The following is a 16,328-nucleotide window of genomic DNA, read 5'->3' on the forward strand; positions in this document are numbered from 1 at the left end:
TCAGGTGCCGAGGTCTCCGGTGGCCACGCCGCCCTCGCCGCCGGAGACCAGGCGCAGGCGTAGGCAGACGATCGGGGTGTCGTCGTCGACGGGGGTGCCGAGCCGCGCCCAGTAGGCCGAGTGCCCGGCCCGCCACTCCTCGATCGAGCGGTCACCCTCGCCCTCGGCGCGGGCGAACTCCCAGGGCACGTCGCCGAAGCGCACCACCTCGACCCCGGTGATCTCGACGACGCCGGCCAGCGCATCGTTGTCGTCGACGAGCGCGAGCCGTTCGCCGACCTGCTCCAACTCCTCGCCCTCCTCGGCGTACTCGGCGAGCCGGCCGGCCGTCGCGGTCTTCACGCCGGCCAGCACCAGGGTGTTCAGGGTCGCCCGCAGCTCGCCGGGGGTGCCGAGGGCGAGCGTGCGCAGATCACCGATCCGAGGCCACATCCTGCCGAGGCTAGGCCAGCGCGGCCGGCGCCGTCGCCGCAATTCGTCCGGCGCCGCTCAGATCAGCTGCCCGGCGTAGCCCGCGGCGTCGAGCAGCCGCTGGTCACCGCTGGCCGCGTGCGCGTCGAGGACCGCGTCGGCGAGCTTGACCACATGCGCGTCGCCGTGTCGGGCGGCACGGGCGAAGACCTCCGCCGGGGTCGCGGCGGTCACCGACGGCGGGGCGATCGCGGCGGTCGGGGCGTACACCGATGTCACGGCCGCCGTCGCGGCCCAGGCCGCGGCGAGGCTCGGCGCCCACAGCGCGCGGTCCAGTGCCGGCAGGGTGCGCAGCACGGCGGTCGGCGCGGTGACCGCGTGCACCAGCATGACCGGCTCCGCGTGAGCGAAGCGCAGGTAGTCGAGGCCGGCGCGGTGCACGAGCGAGACGAGCCCGCGCTCCGCCTCGGCCGGCGTCCGCGCGGGGCGCAGCGCCGCGAGCGCCGGTTTCCATCGGGGTACGCCCACCAGCCGACCCAGCCGATCCCGGATGCCCCCGGTCTGGTCGTCGATCCGGGGCACCCCGGCCAGCGCGGCGGCCACGTCCGGTCCCGCGGTGTCCGGGTGGGTCTCGGGGGTGGTCGACGGGACCGAGGCGAGCAGCCGGTCGGCGCCGGGCACGGGCTGCCAGCGGGCCGCCCAGTAGCCGAGGGCCTGACCCAGTTCGGTGAGCCGCTGCGGGTTCGCGTCGTGCAGGTGCAGGGCGTTTACGGCGTGCCCGACCCGGATCACCCCGTGCGTGGCGCCGGCGGCGATGCCCGGCAGCAGTCGGGGCCACCAGGTGCCGAGCACGTCCCGCCACGGCTGCTCGCGCAGGTGCCGGTCGAAGTACGCCAGCCAGTCACCGGCCCGCTTCGCGTCGCCCAGCGCCGCCCGCCAGTCGTCGATCGGGCGCAGGCCGCGGGGCAGCTCGTCGAGCCGGGTGAGGTAGTCGTCCAGCCAGCGGTGCACCCGTTGCCCGTGCCCGTGCCGGGCCAGCGCCTCGACTGCCATCGGGCCGTGGTTGGAGAGCCAGCCCTCGTATTCGGGTCCGGTGCGGTGCAGCCGCTCGTACGCCTCGTCGAGAATTCCGTCGCTCATGCGTCGATCGTCGAAGGTGAAGTGGACTTCAGGTCAACCCGGCAGATCCGTGGCGGCGATCAGGCCGGTGATCCGCAGTGCGGTGGCGGTCTCGGGCGGGCAGTCGACGGCCACCACCGCGGTGCCGAGCACCTGCGCACCGCGCTTGGCGCAGATGTCGTAGAGGGCGTGGAGCTGGGCGCCCGTGCGTACCCAGTCGTCCACCACCAGAACGCGGTCGCCGGCGCCGAGGTGCCGGTCCCGGACGGCCAGGTCGACGCGCCGGCCCCGGTAGTCCGGCGGGCTCTGCGCCCAGGTGAGCGGGCCGGCTGGCAACCTCCCGTCGCCGGGCTTGTGCGCGGCCACGAAGCCGACCCCGAGGGCGGTGGCGGCCAGTGGCCCGAGCAGCAGGCCGGTGACCGCCGGGGCGAGCACCACGGTCGGCCGAGCGGCCCGGTACGGCGCCACCAGTGCCGGTCCCAGCTCGGCCAGCACTGTGGGGTCGCGCCACCAGCCGGAGATGTCGCTGACCAGGTGGCTGGCGCCCGGGCCGGGGTCGATCCAGCGGAACAGGGCAGCCAGGCGGGCGGTCAGATCGGCGGGCATCCGTCCATCGTGCGGCACGGCCGGGCGGTGCGTCCGCATCTGGGCCGGTCGACCCACCCCGGCTCGGATGATCGGCTATACGTACCAGGGCAAATACCGGCATACCACCATGATCACGTTGACTTCGGAAGTGCTTCTCTCGTTACGGTCCGACCCGGTTTGTTCAGTCGACGAAAGGACCGGGCCGGTGGCAGGCAGGCACTCCCGTACCCGCATCTTCTCCTCTCCGGCGGGCATCGCGGCCACCGCGGCGGTCGGCGTCGCCCTCGCCGTCGGTGGCACCGTCGGTGCCGTCCAGCTGACCTCGGGTTCCGGGCAGTCGGGTCAGACGACTCTCGACCTCACCCCGACCACCGCCCCCGCCAGCCTCGCCCCCAGCTCCCCGACCGCGTCGCCGAGCGCCAGCGCCAGCGCCTCGCCGAGCGTGACGGCGAGCCCGTCCGCCAGCCGGTCGCCGCAGGCCGCCTCCCGGGGTAAGGCCCGCACCGAGTCGCCGAAGCCGCGCCCGACGGCGAAGAAGACCACGGCGGCGGCGAAGGTGCTGGAGAGCGGCTCGTGTGGCGCCTCCTTCTACTCCGACGGGCAGCTGACCGCCAACGGCGAGTCGTTCAACCCGAACGAGTTGACCGCGGCGCACAAGACGCTGCCGTTCAACACCAAGGTCCGGGTGACCAACCCGAGCAGCGGCAAGTCGGTGGTCGTGCGGATCAACGACCGTGGCCCGTTCATCGACGGTCGCTGCCTGGACCTGTCCCGCGCCGCGTTCGCGACAATCGCCTCGACCGACGTGGGCGCGCTCACCGTCCGCTACGAGGTCCTGGGCTGATCGCAGCCGGGAGTACCGATCCGGCTGCGAGCCTGGGCCGGCCGGACAGAACATCCTCAGACGACGGGCCAGGTTCATTCACCGGTTCACGTCCATCAGGCATGCTGTCCCTCGTACCCACGCGACTCCTCCAGTCGGGCCGTAGCCCGCTGAGCCCCGGATCCCGCGCCGGCCTCGGCGCGGCCCTCGCCCTGCTCGCGATCGTCTCGGGGCTCGAACTGGCCGACGGGCGTCGGGTGCACTACGTCGCCCTTCTGGCGGCGGCTCCGATCCTGGCCGCCGCCCTGGCGGCCTGGCGGGTGGTGCTGGGCGTGGGTGCCGCGGCGACTCTGATCGGGGTGGGCTTCGCCCTGGTGGACCCGAGGATGATGCTGGTGACCTCGGTCAACGTGCTCGGCGTCGCGGTCGCGAGCGCGCTGGCCGTGGCGGTGGCCTCGATCCGCCAGCGGCAGGCGGAGCAGATCGCCGAGCTGACCAAGCTGGCCTCGGTGGCCCAGCAGGCGGTGCTGCGCCCGCTCGGACCGCAGGTCGGCATGCTCTCGGTGGCCGGTCGCTACATCTCCTCCACCGCCACGGCCGAGATCGGCGGCGACCTGTACGAGGCGATCGACACCCCGTACGGCGTCCGCATGATCATTGGTGACGTCCGCGGCAAGGGCCTGGATGCGGTTCGGCTGGCCAGCATCGTCCTCGGCTCGTACCGGCACGTGGCCTACGAGCGGGCCGACCTGCGGGCCGTCGTGGCGGACCTGGACCGCGCGGTGGCCCGCAACGTCGGCGACGAGGACTTCGTGACCGCCGCGCTGGTCGAGGAGCGGGGCGGGACGCTCACGATCGTCAACTGCGGGCACCCGTCGCCGTTGCTGCTGCGCCGGGGCGCGGTCATCCCGCTGGAGCCGCCGGCGCCGGCGCCGCCCCTCGGGTTCATGCCGGTGGTGCGCCCCCGTGTGGAACGCCTGGAGCCCGGCGACCGCCTGCTCCTGTTCACCGACGGTCTCGGCGAGGCCCGGCGGGACGGTGAGTTCTTCCCCACCGCCGACCGGGCGTGGCGGTTGCTGGGGCACGGCACGGTCGCCGACGGGCTCGCGTCGCTGGAGACGGCCCTCGTCGAGTGGGTGCACGGGCACCTGGACGACGACATCGCCCTGGTCCTGATGGAGTACGTCGGTGCCCGTACGGGCGCGACGTCGGCGGTGCCGAGCTGGGAAGTCGGCGCCGCCGAGAGCTGAGCGGGGCTTCCGGCGCGCAACTGTGTAATCGCCGTCACTTACGTGATCGGCTTGTCGCTGCCTACCCGCGAGTAATACAGTTGGGGTTACTGATCGGTAACACCTGTCCGGAAGCGGGGCCAGCGAGCATGACCCACTACAAGAGCAACCTGCGGGACCTCGAGTTCAACCTGTTCGAGGTCTTCGGGGCGGACCGGGCGTTCGGCCAGGAGCCCTATTCGGAACTCGACGCCGACACCGCCCGCAGTTTCCTCGCCGAGCTTGACCGCCTCGCCCGCGAGGACCTGGCCGCCAGCTACACGGACAGCGACCGCAACCCGCCGGTCTTCGACCCGGCCACGCACACCGCGCCGCTGCCGGCGTCGTTCAAGAAGTCGTACCAGGCGTTCATGGACTCCGAGTTCTGGCGCCTGGACCTGCCGCCCGCGCTGGGTGGCACCAACGCGCCCCGCGCGCTCTGGTGGGCACTCGCCGAGCTGGTGCTGGGCTCCAACGCTCCGATCTGGATGTACGCCTCCGGCCCGTCCTTCGCGCACGTGCTGCACGTCGAGGGCACCGAGCGGCAGAAGAAGTGGGCCAAGCTCTTCATCGACAAGCAGTGGGGCTCCACCATGGTGCTCACCGAGCCGGACGCCGGCTCGGACGTCGGCGCCGGCCGGGCCCGTGCGACGCAGCAGCCCGACGGTTCCTGGCACATCGAGGGCGTGAAGCGCTTCATCACCTCGGGCGAGCACGACCTGACCGACAACATCGTGCACTACGTGCTGGCCCGCCCGGTCGGCGTGGAGGGCGTCGGTGGCCCCGGCACCAAGGGCCTGTCCCTCTTCGTGGTGCCCAAGTTCCACTTCGACGAGACCACCGGCGAGCTGGGTGAGCGCAACGGCGTCTACACCACGAACGTCGAGCACAAGATGGGCCTGAAGGTCTCCAACACCTGCGAGCTGACCTTCGGTGAGCACGGCGTACCGGCCAAGGGCTGGCTGCTCGGCGACAAGCACGACGGCATCCGGCAGATGTTCATGATCATCGAGTACGCCCGGATGCTTGTCGGCACCAAGGCCATCGCCACCCTCTCCACCGGCTACCTCAACGCCCTGGAGTACGCGAAGAGCCGGGTGCAGGGCGCCGACCTGGTCCAGCAGGCGGACAAGACCGCCCCGCGGGTCACCATCACCCACCACCCGGACGTCCGCCGCTCGCTGCTGCTGCAGAAGTCGTACGCCGAGGGTCTTCGTGCCCTGGTCCTCTACACCGCCACCTGGCAGGACAAGGTCGCCATCGCCGAGGCGGCCGGCGACGAGAAGGCCACCAAGCTGGCCAAGCGGGTCAACGACCTGCTGCTGCCGCTGGTCAAGGGCGTCGGGTCGGAGCGGGCCTACGAGATGCTCGGCCACGAGGCCCTGCAGACCTTCGGCGGCTCCGGCTTCCTGCAGGACTACCCGCTGGAGCAGTACGTCCGGGACGCCAAGATCGACACGCTGTACGAGGGCACCACTGCCATCCAGAGCCTGGACCTGATCTTCCGCAAGATCGTCCGGGACAACGGCAAGGCGCTGATGGCGGTCGCCGCCGAGATCCAGGAGTTCATCTCCTCCGAGGCGGGCAACGGCCAGCTCAAGGAGGAGCGGCAGGCGCTCGGCAAGGCGCTCGCCGAGATCCAGAACATCCTCGGCACGATGACCGGCTGGCTGGGCGAGGCACAGGGTGGCGACACCCGCGCGCTCTACAAGGTCGGCCTGAGCAGCCGGCGGTTCCTGCTGGCCATCGGCGACCTGGTCGTCGGCTGGCTGCTGCAGAAGCAGGCCGACGTCGCGCTCAAGGCGCTGGCCGGCGAGGTCTCCGCCACCGACAAGGCGTTCTACACCGGCAAGGTGGCCGCCGCCCGATTCTTCGCCCGTGAGGTGCTGCCGCGCATCGGCGCCGACCGGCGGATCATCGAGGGCACCGACCTCGACATCATGGACCTCCCGGAAGAGGCCTTCTGACCGTGCCGCGGCACGCGTGAGCGGTTCCGGGTCGCACCACCCGGCGCCGACACCGACGGCCGGTGGGGCAATCGCCCCGCCGGCCGTCGCGCTTCACGTCCGAGACATTGGCTGAGCCCGGTCGGGTATGCCGGTGCCGTGGCGGGTAACCCGCCGTGACCACGAAAGGGAACGCCCAGAGCCACCGCACGGGGGAGTGCAGCGCACATGGGTGTAGGAAGCGGCATCTTTCTCATCGCGCTCGGCGCGATCATGACCTTCGCGATCAGGGCCAACGTCTGGTGGATAGACCTGCGCGCGGTCGGCTGGGTGTTCATCCTGGCCGGGCTGGCCGTGCTGCTGACCACGCTCTGGTTCTGGCAGGACCGGCGCAAGCGGGCCCGGACCCTCATCGTGGAGGAGAACCGGCTGTCCCATCCGACGGCGATGATGCCACCGCCGCCGGACCCCCCGCCGCCGACCGCGCCGCCGTCCTGACCCACGCACGCCTGAGGACGTACGCCTGAGCCACCCGTCACGCGCGGCGGGTGGCTCAGCCGCGTGCGGTGTACCGCTGCGCGACCGGCGCCCCGCCTCTGCCCCACTCAGTCCACGCGGACACGCTGCGGTGCACCGCCAGCTCGGCGGTCCGTAGACCCTCCTCGTCCGCAGTCTCCGGGTCGAGAAACGCGGACAGCAGCGAGACACCCGGATTGTGGGCGATCAGCAGCACGACCCGAGCCTCCGAATCGGCGGTACGGACCAGCGACAACAGCTCCTCGGGGTGGGCGTCGTACGCGCCGGGCTCGTAGCGGACGGTCGGGCGGGGACCGGTCGGCCCACCCTCCGGCGGCGAACCGGCCATCCCCATCGCCACCCCGTGCCAGGTCTGGCGGGTGCGCCGGGCCGTCGAGCAGATCACCACGTCGGGCAGCAGATCGTGGTGGGCCAGCCACGCGCCGGCCGCCGCCGCGTCGGCCTCCCCGCGGGCGCTGAGCGGGCGCTCGGCGTCGTCAGTGCCCTCGCTGCCCTGCTCGGCCTTGGCGTGCCGGAGCAACACCAGTGTCCGCGTGTCGGCATGGCTGTCCGTCATACCACCAGCTTGCCCGATTGGCGATCTTCCTGCCGGGGTAAGTCCAGGGATGCCGCACCCCTATCAACGGCCGCGGCGGACCGTACGCCTGGTAAGAGCCGAGGAGCGAGACATGGGCATTGGTGGCAGCATCTTCCTGATCGCGCTGGGCGCGATCTTCGCGTTCGCCGTGGAGGCCGACCTGGGTTGGCTGAACCTGGCCGTCGTCGGCTGGGTGTTGATGCTCGCCGGTGTCGCCGGCCTGCTCACCACCCTCTACTTCTGGAACAGCCGCCGTCGCACGGTGGTCGCCGCCCCGGTCCGCGAAGAGCGCGTGGTGGCCGACCGGGTCGTTCCCGTCCAGAACGACCAGGTCGTGCAGGAGTACCGCGAGGTGCGTCGGCCGGGTCGCCCCGTCTGATCCCTCGCCCGCACACTCCGGGGTCCCGCAGCGTGGCGGGGCCCCGGCTCGCGTCTGTGGGGGTCGGCCTGAGGCGAACAGCGGTGCCCTGTGGGGTCTGCCTCAGGCGAACAGCGCGAAGTAGATCGCGATGTGGTGGCACAGCGCCGCCAGCAGGGTGCAGGCGTGGAAGAACTCGTGGTGGCCGAAGACGGTGGGCCACGGGTTGGGGCGGCGCAGCGCGTAGAAGACCGCGCCGACGCTGTAGATGGCCCCACCGACGATGAGCAGCACCAGTGCGGTGACGCCGCCGCCGTGCAGGATCTGCGGCAGCATGGCCACCGCCACCCAGCCCAGCGCCAGGTAGAGCGGCGCGGAGACCCAGCGCGGCGCGTGTGGCCAGATCACCTTGAGCGCCACACCGGCCAGTGCGCCACCCCAGACCAGGGCCAGCATCAAAGTGGCCTGCCCGGTCGAGAGGAGCATGACGCAGAGCGGGGTGTACGTGCCGGCGATGAACACGAAGATCATGCAGTGGTCCATCCGGCGCATCACCTGGTAGCCGCGCTCGGACCACACACGACGGTGGTACAGGGCGCTCGTGCCGAACAGCCCGCAGACCGTCAGGCTGTAGATGACGCAGCTCACCAGGGGTGCCCAGCCCGGTCGGGTGGCGGCGATCGAGCAGAGCACGATGCCGCCGACCACGGCGACGAAGAAGGCGTACGTGTGCAGCCAGCCGCGCATCCGGGGCTTGCCGATGTCGACCGGCTTCAGACGAAGCGGGGCGGAGGTGGTCACGACATCAGGTTACGGCACCGTAGGTTACTTTCAAGTAGTCAGGCCGGTGACTCCGAGCACCGTCACCGTGGACACCGTGCCGGCACGGCGTCGGCGAGGATGAGCGGATGCGGATCCGACCCGCCGGTGCGCACGCTCTGCTGCTCGACTGCACCGCCCCGGCCGACATTCCCGAGGCGGCAGTGGTCGAAGCGTGGCGGGCCGAGCTGTGGCGCCGCCGCGAGCAGGGTGACCTGAGCGCGGTCGAGATCGTGCCGGGGGCCCGCACCGTCCTGCTCGACGGCCTGCCCGACCCCACCGCCACCGCCGACCTGCTGTCCCGCTGGACGCCAGCGGTCGCCGCCGCCGCCACTGAGCGTCACGGCATCGCGGCGGGCGCCGGCGGCTCCGGCGCGGAGGTCGTCGTGCCTGTCGAGTTCGACGGGCCGGACCTGCCGGTCGTCGCCGACCACTGGGGCGTCGACGTGCCGGCCGTCCTGCGCCGCCTGACCGGCACCCGGTTCCGGGTCGCGTTCTGCGGGTTCGCTCCCGGATTCCCCTACCTGACCGGGCTCCCCACCGACCTGGCGCTGCCCCGGTTGCCCACTCCCCGCCCCCGGGTGCCGGCCGGCTCGGTCGCGCTGGCCGGCCCGTACGCCGGCATCTACCCCAGCGCATCCCCCGGCGGCTGGCTGCTGGTCGGCCGGACCGACCTGCCCCTCTTCGACGTCGACGTCGACCCGCCCGCCCGGCTCGGCCCCGGCACCCGCGTCCGGATGGTGGCGATGTGACCCGGCCCGCAGCGATCGAGGTGCTCCGCGCGGGCGCGCTCACCACCGTCCAGGATCTGGGTCGGCCCGGCTGGGCGCACCTCGGCGTACCCCACTCCGGCGCTCTCGACCCGACCGCCCTGCGGCTCGCCAACCGGCTGGTCGGCAACGCCGAACAGGCCGCCGGCCTGGAGATCACCCTAACCGGCTGCACACTGCGGCTGACCCACGCCACGACCGTGGCGATCACCGGCGCCGAGGTGGCGGTCCGCGCCGGGGACCGCCCGGGCGACATCGGCCGCCCGCTCACCGTCCCGGCCGGGACCGTGCTGCGCGTCGGCCCCGCCCGTCGGGGCGTACGGAGCTGGCTCGCCGTGGCCGGCGGGATCGACGTACCGCAGGTGCTCGGCAGCCGCGCCACCGACACCCTCGCCGGGCTCGGCCCGCCCGTGCTGCGCGACGGCGACCGGCTGCCGCTTGGCGTGCCGCTGGCCGAACCCGCGCCGGTGGACGTGACCGTCGGCCCGGCACCCGCGACCGAACTGCGCCTGAGCGTGCGCCTCGGACCCCGCGACGACTGGTTCACCCCGAGCGCGCTCGACCTGCTCTTCGGCACCGCGTACACCGTCAGCCCGGTCAGCAACCGGGTCGGCGCGCGGCTCGCCGGCGCGGCCCTGCCCCGCGCGGTCGCCGGCGAACTGCCCAGCGAGGGCATCGTGCTCGGGGCGGTACAGGTGCCGGCGGACGGCCAACCCCTGATCTTCCTCGCCGACCATCCGACCACCGGCGGTTACCCGGTCATCGGGGTGGTCACCGACGTGACCCCGCTCGCGCAGGCCCGGCCAGGTACTACCGTCAGATTCCATGGACCTCAACGCTGACCTGGGCGAAGGATTCGGTATCTGGCGGCTCGGTGACGACGACGCGCTGCTGGACCTGGTGACCTCCGCCAACGTGGCCTGTGGCTTCCACGGCGGTGACCCGTCCACCATGCGGCGGGTCTGCGAGGGCGCGGCGAAGCGCGGCGTCGCGGTGGGCGCGCAGGTCGGCTACCGGGACCTGGCCGGCTTCGGCCGGCGACGCATCGCGTACGACTTCGCCGAACTGCGCGACGAGATCACCTACCAGTTGGGCGCGCTGGACGCCTTCTGCCGGCTCTTTCGCACCCGGGTCCGCTACCTCAAGCCCCACGGCGCGCTCTACCACGCGGCCGCCACCGACGAGTCCCAGGCGGCGGCGGTGGTCGCCGCCGTCAGCGGCCACGACCCCGAGATGCCCGTGCTCTGCCTGCCCGGCTCGGTGCTCGCCCAGCTCGCCGTCGGCGCGGGCCTGCCGGTGGTCGCCGAGGCGTTCGCCGACCGCGGCTACCTGCCCAACGGGTCGCTGGTGCCGCGCGGCGCACCGGGCGCGCTGATCACCGATCCGGAGGAGGTGGCCACCCGGGCGGTACGGATGGCCACCGAACGGACCGTCGTGGCGGTGGACGGCACAGTGGTTCCCTGCCCGGTGGAGTCGATCTGCGTACACGGGGACACACCGGGGGCGGTCTCCGCCACCGAACTGGTCCGCGCCTCCCTGATCGACGCCGACGTCCCGCTCGCCCCGTTCGCCGCCTAGGCGTCCAGGCCGCGCAGGACCAGCGGGAGCCGGGACGCCGCCCCGTCGACCACCCGCACCGGGACGCCCCAGTCCTGCCGGGTCAGGTGGCAGGCCGCGTGCTCGACGTCCGCGTCGCAGGTCGCCGCCTGGGCGGTCACCTGAAGCACCCCGCCGGTCGCCTCGCTGTTGAGCACCAGCCGGCGGGACAGCTCGGTGCCGGTGCCGGCGCCGTCCAGCAGCAGCTCCGGCGGGGACGCGGACACCACCAGACGGGTCGACGGCCCGTACGTTTCGTCCAGCTTCTGCCCCGGCGCGGGCGTGAAGACGATGTCCAGGGTGACCTCGCCCGCCGCCACGTCGGTCGGCCTCCGCTCGGTGCGGTGCCGGGGGCCGTCGACGGTGCTCGCACCGGCCGCCGACAGCGCTCCGGGCGCCAGCCGGGTCAGGCGGTGCGCGGCGGACTCCACCACCAGCACCTCACCGGCCGGGGTGAGCACCAGGTCGCTCGGCTCGGCCAGCCCGTCCGCGACCGTGGACACCTGGTTGCTGGCCGGGTCGAAGCGGCGCACCGCGCCGTTGTAGGTGTCCGCGATCAGCACCGAGCCGTCCGGCAGCGCGCACACCCCCAGCGGGTGCTGGAGCAGCGCCGACTCGGCCGGCCCGTCCACATGCCCGAAGTCGAAGAGCCCCTGCCCGACGGCGGTGCCCAGCACCCCGTTCTCGACGTACCGGACGGCACTGGTCTCGCTGTCGGCGATCCAGAGCCGGGCACCGTCGGCGGAGACGGACAGCCCCGACGGCTGCGCCATCCACGCCTCGGCCAGCGGGCCGTCGCGCAGCGCCTCCACCGTGGTGCCCGCGTACATGCCGGCGGTCCGCTTGATCGGGTCGAACCACCAGAGCTGGTGGATGCCCGCCATCGCGATGATCAGCTTGTCGTCGTACCAGGCCAGGTCCCAGGGGGACGACAGGTCCACGGAGAGCGCGTCGTGCGCGTGGTCGTCGACCGAGGCACGCCACTGTCGGCCGCTGCCGGCCACGGTGACCACCTCGCCGGACTCCAGCCGCACGCCGCGCAGCAGGTGGTTGACGGTGTCGGCGACCACCAGGTCGTAGCCGGCCACCTCGGCGACGTGGGTGGGCAGCAGGCAGAGGCCCTGCGGCTCCGAGAAGGTCGCCGCCTCGGCCGGCCCGTCGGCCCGACCCCGCTCGCCCGAGCCGATGCGGCGAACCGGCGTCTCGCCGTCCGGGGCCACCTCGACCAGGGAGTGCCGGGCCGAGTCCGAGACCAGCAGGTTGCCGTCCGGCAGCAGCACCGCCTTACCCGGGAAGCGCAGCGCGGTCTCCGGGGCGGGCGGCGGGACGTACGGGCCGGTGCCCCGGTGCAGCGTGCCCTTCGCCTCGTGGGTGGCGATCAGCTCGTCGATCAGCCGGGCCAGCCCTTCGGCGTGGCCCTCGCCGGCCATGGTGGCCACCACGTAACCCTCCGGGTCGATCACCGACAGGGTCGGCCAGGCCCGGGCCGCGTACTGCTGCCACATGTCCAGCTCGGGGTCATCGAGTACGGGGTGGTGCACGCCGTACCGCTCGACGGCGGCGATCAGCGCGTCGGCGTCCTTCTCGTGCTCGAACTTCGGCGAGTGCACGCCGATCACGACGAGCACGTCGCCGTACTTCTCCTCCAGCGGCCGCAGCTCGTCGAGCACGTGCAGGCAGTTGATGCAGCAGAAGGTCCAGAAATCAGCGAGGACGATCTTGCCGCGCAGATCCTGCAGGGTCAGGTCCTTGCCGCCGGTGTTGAGCCACTGCCGGCCCCGTAGTTCGGGTGCCCGTACGCGCGCTGTCGTTCCCATGCCTGTCAGCCTGCCACGCCTCGCGGGCCCGCCCGCCGTGACCCGGACGACAGGCCGTCGCGGGGCCACGCTGGCTGTGTGGTGCTGGGCGGTCGAGGCGGGTGCGGCGGATGGCCCTGGTGAGTCGGCCCGCGGGACGGGCGCCGCTCTGCCACCCGTCACCTGTCGAGCTGCCCCATGTCTGGGGCGGGGTTACCGGTCTTGATCCGCCCCATATTCGGGGCAGCTCGACAGGCACCAACGAAGGTGCGGCCGGGGGCGGCTCGACGATGCAGCACCGACGCTCCGACCGACCGTCCGTGCGCCTCCACGCACAGAACGGCGGGGCCACGGTTGCCCGTGGCCCCGCCGTTGATGCGTCCTACTTGGTGGCCGGCTTGAGGCAGAGCACCCGGTTGGTGCCCTCGCCGGGCAGCACCACGTGGGGCTGCGCGGGGTCGGCGCACTTGTCCTTGGCGTCCACCTTGGAAACGATCGTGAACGCGCCGGCCTCGCCGCAGTCCACCGCCGAAGCGCCCTGGCCGGCCTGCTTCACGCAGGTGCCGACCGCCGGGTCGAAGGCCGGTGAGTCGTCCCCACCGCTGAACTTGCCGAGCAGCATCAGCAGGCCGAGCGGCACCGCCAGGATCAGCACGGCGGCGACCAACACCGCGGCCAGGACCCGACCGTTGCGCACCTTCGGCACCGGAGGCTCCGCCTTGGGCTCGTCCGCCTCCGGCTTGAAGGAGTCGAAGCGGCCCTGGTCCGATTCGGTGGCCTCCTGGCCCCAGGACGGCACCGGCTGCTGAGGCGGCGGGAAGGCCCCGAACTGACCACCCGGCGCCTGCTCGATGGCCGGGGCACCGAAGCCCGGCGCTCCGTTCACCGCGGCCGCGCCGGCGGCCGGTGCGCCGAAGCGGTCGGCTGGGCGATCACCGCCGGACTGCGGTCGAGTGCCGTTCACCGGCCGGTTGTTGCCGGGCGCGTCAACGAAGGACGGCACACCGGGTGGGAACGCCGGCGGCGCGGCAGCGGCCGAGGGGGGCTCGCCCAACCCGTTGGGCGCCGACGACCGTTCCCGGTCGTCGAACTGCGGCTCGGACGGCGAATCGTCGCCCCAACCGGGGAAGCCCTGCCGATCCGGCCCGTTCTGCCAGTCCGGCGGGCCCTGACGCTCCGGTGCCTGCTGCCAGTCGGGCGCGGCCGGGCGGCCGGCGTCCTGCTGCCAGTCGGGCGTGGCCGGGCGCTCCGGTGCCTGCTGCCAGTCCGGCGTGGCCGGGCGCTCCGGTGCCTGCTGCCAGTCCGGCGTGGCCGGGCGGCCGGCGTCCTGCTGCCAGTCCGGCGTGGCCGGGCGGCCGGCGTCCTGCTGCCAGTCCGGCGTGCCCTGGCGGCCGGCGTCCTGCTGCCAGTCGGGCATGCCCGAACGCTCGGGCGCCGGGTCGGCCTGGAACGCCTCCGGGGCCGCCTGCTCCGGCTCGTTGTCCGACTCGGGTCGGGCCGGGCGGCCGTACACCCGGGGTTGTGGCGTGGCGGCGCTGGTCGGCCGCATGGCCTGGTCGGCCGGGGGCATCACGCGGCTGGCCAGCGGCACCGAGGCGCTCGCCGAGGCGCGGCTCGCCGCGCTGGCGGCCGACTCGGCGTCCGATGCCGGTACGACCGCGCGGCCGGCCCCCGACTCCGGGGAGGTACGCGGAGCAGGCACCGCGGCGGCGCTCGCCGACGCCTCGTCGGCCCGGCCCCAGCCGGCCGGCTCGGCCTCGTACGGTGCGGGGGCCTCCGGGGTGTCCCGCTCGGAGTACGCCGGCTGCTCGGGGATCGGGGGGTACTGCGTCGACGGCGCGTAGTCGGCCGGCGGGGCGGCGGCGAGGCTGGCACCCGGCACGCGCTGCTCCTGCGGCGGCAGCGGCACGGCGTTGGCGGGTGAGATGCCGGGCGCGGGTGCGGGCTGGTAGACCGGCGGCTCGTCGGCCCGGTCGGCGTCCCAGCCGCCTCGCGACTGGGCCTCCGCCTCGGCGCGGCCCCACACCTCGCCCGGCGCCCACGGCTGAACCTCACCGGGGTTGGCCTGCACCGGGTTGTCCGGCCCAGCCGCGGCCCAGCCGGGCGTCGCGTCGCTGCCGGGCACGCTGACGCTGGCGCGGGCGGCCGCGGGGCCAGCCTGCTCGGCCTGCGGCCAGGCGGCCGGTTCCGGACGCTCGGCCGGCTGGTCCTGGGGTGCGAGCACCCAGTCCGGCTGCTGCGGGCGGCCCTCGGCGCCACCCCAGGCGGCGGGCTGCTGGGCCTCTTCCTGCGCCTGCCAGTTGGCGGCCGGGACCTGGGCCGCGCCACGGGAACCGGCCGACTCGGCCTGCCCCCAGCCGGGGGACGGCTGCTCGGTCTGCCCGGCGGGCTGGCCCCAGGTCTGCGGGGCCTGCTCGGCCGGCGTCCAGACGGGCTGGTCATCCCGGGCGGCGGCAGCGCCGACGGCCCAGCCACCGGACCCGGACGGGTCGTCCTGCGGGCCGGGTACGCCGGCTCGGCCGGCGGGCTGCGCCGGCTCGGCGTGCCACTCACCGGCGGCCGGGTTGGCCTGCCCCCCGCCAGCCCATCCGCCGGAGCGGGACGGGTCGTCCGGGGCGGCGGGCCAGGCCGCGGGGGCCGGGGGCACCTGCGCAGCGCCCCGGGCGGCCGGCTGGGCCTGTGCCCAGTCGGGCTGCTCCGCGGCACCGCCGGACCAGGCGGGTGCGGCCTGCTCGGGCGGCGTCCAGCCCTGCTGCGGGGGAGTCCATGCGGCGGGCTGCCCCTGCTCCGGCGCGGCGCCGCCGGTGGCCCACGCGGGCTGTACCGGGTCGCTGGGCTGCGGTGCGGCGGCGGCACCCCAGGCGGGGTTCGGCTGCTGCTCGGACTGGGTCGCCCAGGCCGGAGCGGACGGGTTCGGCCGCGCGGGTGGCGGGGGTGCCCAGCCCAGGTCGGGGCCGGCGGCGTTGTAGCCGTTGTCCGGCTGCGCCGGGCGGTCGCCGTACGGCGCCGGTCCGCCGGCGCCCGGTGACACCTCGTCCGGCTCCTGGCCGGGGCGGTGCGGGCCCTCGGACGTCATGGGTGCGCCTCCTCCATCACATGTCGGCCGCCGGTGCCGATCGGTCTCCTCGGCATGGCTGCCGGCGTCACCGGCGTACCGCCGTGCCGGCTCCCCGCACCGTATCTGGTGGCCGCACGAGGCGTCCAAAGGAGCACCGGTCGTCACTGCCCGTCGCCGGGTGGTGTCGAGCAGCTTCTATCGGCTCGGCGTCGGCCGGGCCGGCGGGCGGCGACCGAAGCCCACCGTACCGGGCGCTGCGGCAGGGCGGAATCCCGGTGTCAGGTGCTGGCGGAACGCCGATGGCCCACCCGGTGGGCCGGGTGGGCCATCGATCTGGAGGAGGTGAGGAATGTCGTGGAGCGTCAGCTCATGTGACGCTGGGCGATGACGAGGAGTTCCTCGCGAACGGCCGGCGAGTTGGCCGAGCGCAGCGCGTGCTCGATGGCACGGGCGCGGCGGTTGGCGTCGCGGTGGTTGCGGATTCGCTCGATCATGCTCATTGGTGGGTCCCCCTGGCTATTCGGTTGTCGGCCCCTGATGCATCTATTCAACCGCAGAACCCGGCCAACTTCCATCGATTATTAGGTGAGCTGGGACACCTGCCTAACAATCAAAGGTCAACGGGGGTTGTGGCCGACGGTTTCGTCGCCCAACGGACACGG

16 protein-coding genes are annotated in these 16,328 nt (G+C 73.6%); 8 read left to right on the forward strand and 8 right to left on the reverse strand.

Annotation, left to right across the window (positions count from 1 at the left end; all coding sequences use genetic code 11):
- The 3 genes from ACLQ27_RS13745 to ACLQ27_RS13755 are packed head-to-tail and all read right to left on the reverse strand — an operon-like array spanning position 1 to position 2,136.
- The gene (locus tag ACLQ27_RS13745; RefSeq protein WP_357491543.1) at positions 1–432 is read right to left on the reverse strand and encodes an ASCH domain-containing protein; all 432 of its coding nucleotides are present in this window, start codon (positions 430–432) and stop codon (positions 1–3) included.
- A gap of 57 nt (positions 433–489) precedes the next feature.
- Positions 490–1,551, reverse strand: coding sequence for a questin oxidase family protein (locus tag ACLQ27_RS13750; RefSeq protein WP_425867032.1), 1,062 nt, complete (start codon positions 1,549–1,551; stop codon positions 490–492).
- A gap of 33 nt (positions 1,552–1,584) precedes the next feature.
- Positions 1,585–2,136: a phosphoribosyltransferase family protein gene (locus ACLQ27_RS13755; protein ID WP_357491539.1), complete on the reverse strand. Its 552-nt coding sequence runs from the start codon at positions 2,134–2,136 to the stop codon at positions 1,585–1,587.
- Between the two features lie 187 nt (positions 2,137–2,323).
- On the opposite strand from ACLQ27_RS13755, the gene ACLQ27_RS13760 reads away from it, so the two are divergent.
- The 4 genes from ACLQ27_RS13760 to ACLQ27_RS13775 all read left to right on the forward strand — a co-directional run bounded on the left by ACLQ27_RS13760 (position 2,324) and on the right by ACLQ27_RS13775 (position 6,653).
- On the forward strand, positions 2,324–2,962 hold the full coding sequence (locus ACLQ27_RS13760; protein ID WP_357573664.1) for a septal ring lytic transglycosylase RlpA family protein: 639 nt from the start codon (positions 2,324–2,326) through the stop codon (positions 2,960–2,962).
- 101 nt (positions 2,963–3,063) lie between these two features.
- Positions 3,064–4,191: a PP2C family protein-serine/threonine phosphatase gene (locus ACLQ27_RS13765; RefSeq protein WP_234588960.1), complete on the forward strand. Its 1,128-nt coding sequence runs from the start codon at positions 3,064–3,066 to the stop codon at positions 4,189–4,191.
- A 128-nt stretch (positions 4,192–4,319) separates the two neighbouring features.
- Positions 4,320–6,176, forward strand: a complete 1,857-nt coding sequence (locus ACLQ27_RS13770) for an acyl-CoA dehydrogenase (RefSeq protein WP_357573663.1) — start codon at positions 4,320–4,322, stop codon at positions 6,174–6,176.
- A gap of 207 nt (positions 6,177–6,383) precedes the next feature.
- Positions 6,384–6,653, forward strand: coding sequence for a DUF6458 family protein (locus ACLQ27_RS13775; protein WP_007454197.1), 270 nt, complete (start codon positions 6,384–6,386; stop codon positions 6,651–6,653).
- A gap of 55 nt (positions 6,654–6,708) precedes the next feature.
- Here ACLQ27_RS13775 and ACLQ27_RS13780 read toward each other — a convergent pair whose 3' ends face one another.
- The gene (locus tag ACLQ27_RS13780) at positions 6,709–7,248 is read right to left on the reverse strand and encodes a SixA phosphatase family protein (RefSeq protein ID WP_425867034.1); all 540 of its coding nucleotides are present in this window, start codon (positions 7,246–7,248) and stop codon (positions 6,709–6,711) included.
- Between the two features lie 112 nt (positions 7,249–7,360).
- Between ACLQ27_RS13780 and ACLQ27_RS13785 the strand changes: the two genes are divergently transcribed.
- Positions 7,361–7,648 (forward strand): DUF6458 family protein, encoded by a 288-nt coding sequence (locus ACLQ27_RS13785; protein ID WP_234588967.1) that lies wholly within the window; start codon positions 7,361–7,363, stop codon positions 7,646–7,648.
- Positions 7,649–7,750: 102 nt separating this feature from the next.
- On the opposite strand, the gene trhA is transcribed toward ACLQ27_RS13785, so the two are convergent.
- Positions 7,751–8,428 carry a PAQR family membrane homeostasis protein TrhA gene (gene trhA / locus ACLQ27_RS13790; RefSeq protein ID WP_425867037.1) on the reverse strand — a complete coding sequence of 226 codons (678 nt, stop codon included), beginning with the start codon at positions 8,426–8,428 and terminating at the stop codon, positions 7,751–7,753.
- A gap of 107 nt (positions 8,429–8,535) precedes the next feature.
- On the opposite strand from trhA, the gene ACLQ27_RS13795 reads away from it, so the two are divergent.
- From ACLQ27_RS13795 to ACLQ27_RS13805, 3 genes are read left to right on the forward strand one after another with little or no spacing between them, the layout of a single operon-like run.
- The gene (locus ACLQ27_RS13795; protein WP_425867039.1) at positions 8,536–9,198 is read left to right on the forward strand and encodes a 5-oxoprolinase subunit B family protein; all 663 of its coding nucleotides are present in this window, start codon (positions 8,536–8,538) and stop codon (positions 9,196–9,198) included.
- Positions 9,195–10,058 carry a biotin-dependent carboxyltransferase family protein gene (locus tag ACLQ27_RS13800; RefSeq protein ID WP_357491524.1) on the forward strand — a complete coding sequence of 288 codons (864 nt, stop codon included), beginning with the start codon at positions 9,195–9,197 and terminating at the stop codon, positions 10,056–10,058. The genes ACLQ27_RS13795 and ACLQ27_RS13800 overlap by 4 nt, the downstream gene beginning before the upstream one ends.
- Positions 10,042–10,794 carry a LamB/YcsF family protein gene (locus ACLQ27_RS13805; RefSeq protein ID WP_234588971.1) on the forward strand — a complete coding sequence of 251 codons (753 nt, stop codon included), beginning with the start codon at positions 10,042–10,044 and terminating at the stop codon, positions 10,792–10,794. Before ACLQ27_RS13800 ends, ACLQ27_RS13805 begins: the two co-directional genes overlap by 17 nt.
- On the opposite strand, the gene ACLQ27_RS13810 is transcribed toward ACLQ27_RS13805, so the two are convergent.
- The 3 genes from ACLQ27_RS13810 to ACLQ27_RS13820 all read right to left on the reverse strand — a co-directional run bounded on the left by ACLQ27_RS13810 (position 10,791) and on the right by ACLQ27_RS13820 (position 16,166).
- Positions 10,791–12,629, reverse strand: a complete 1,839-nt coding sequence (locus ACLQ27_RS13810; RefSeq protein WP_357491522.1) for an NHL domain-containing thioredoxin family protein — start codon at positions 12,627–12,629, stop codon at positions 10,791–10,793. The two genes, ACLQ27_RS13805 and ACLQ27_RS13810, sit on opposite strands and share 4 nt — an antisense overlap.
- Positions 12,630–12,990: 361 nt before the next feature.
- Positions 12,991–15,684 carry an LppU/SCO3897 family protein gene (locus tag ACLQ27_RS13815; RefSeq protein ID WP_425867041.1) on the reverse strand — a complete coding sequence of 898 codons (2,694 nt, stop codon included), beginning with the start codon at positions 15,682–15,684 and terminating at the stop codon, positions 12,991–12,993.
- Positions 15,685–16,028: 344 nt separating this feature from the next.
- Complete coding sequence (locus tag ACLQ27_RS13820) at positions 16,029–16,166, reverse strand: hypothetical protein (RefSeq protein ID WP_007454215.1); 138 nt, start codon at positions 16,164–16,166, stop codon at positions 16,029–16,031.
- Positions 16,167–16,328: the final 162 nt, after the last annotated feature.

Origin of the sequence: Micromonospora sp. DT63 (genome assembly GCF_049841615.1) — a bacterium.
GTDB lineage: Bacteria > Actinomycetota > Actinomycetes > Mycobacteriales > Micromonosporaceae > Micromonospora.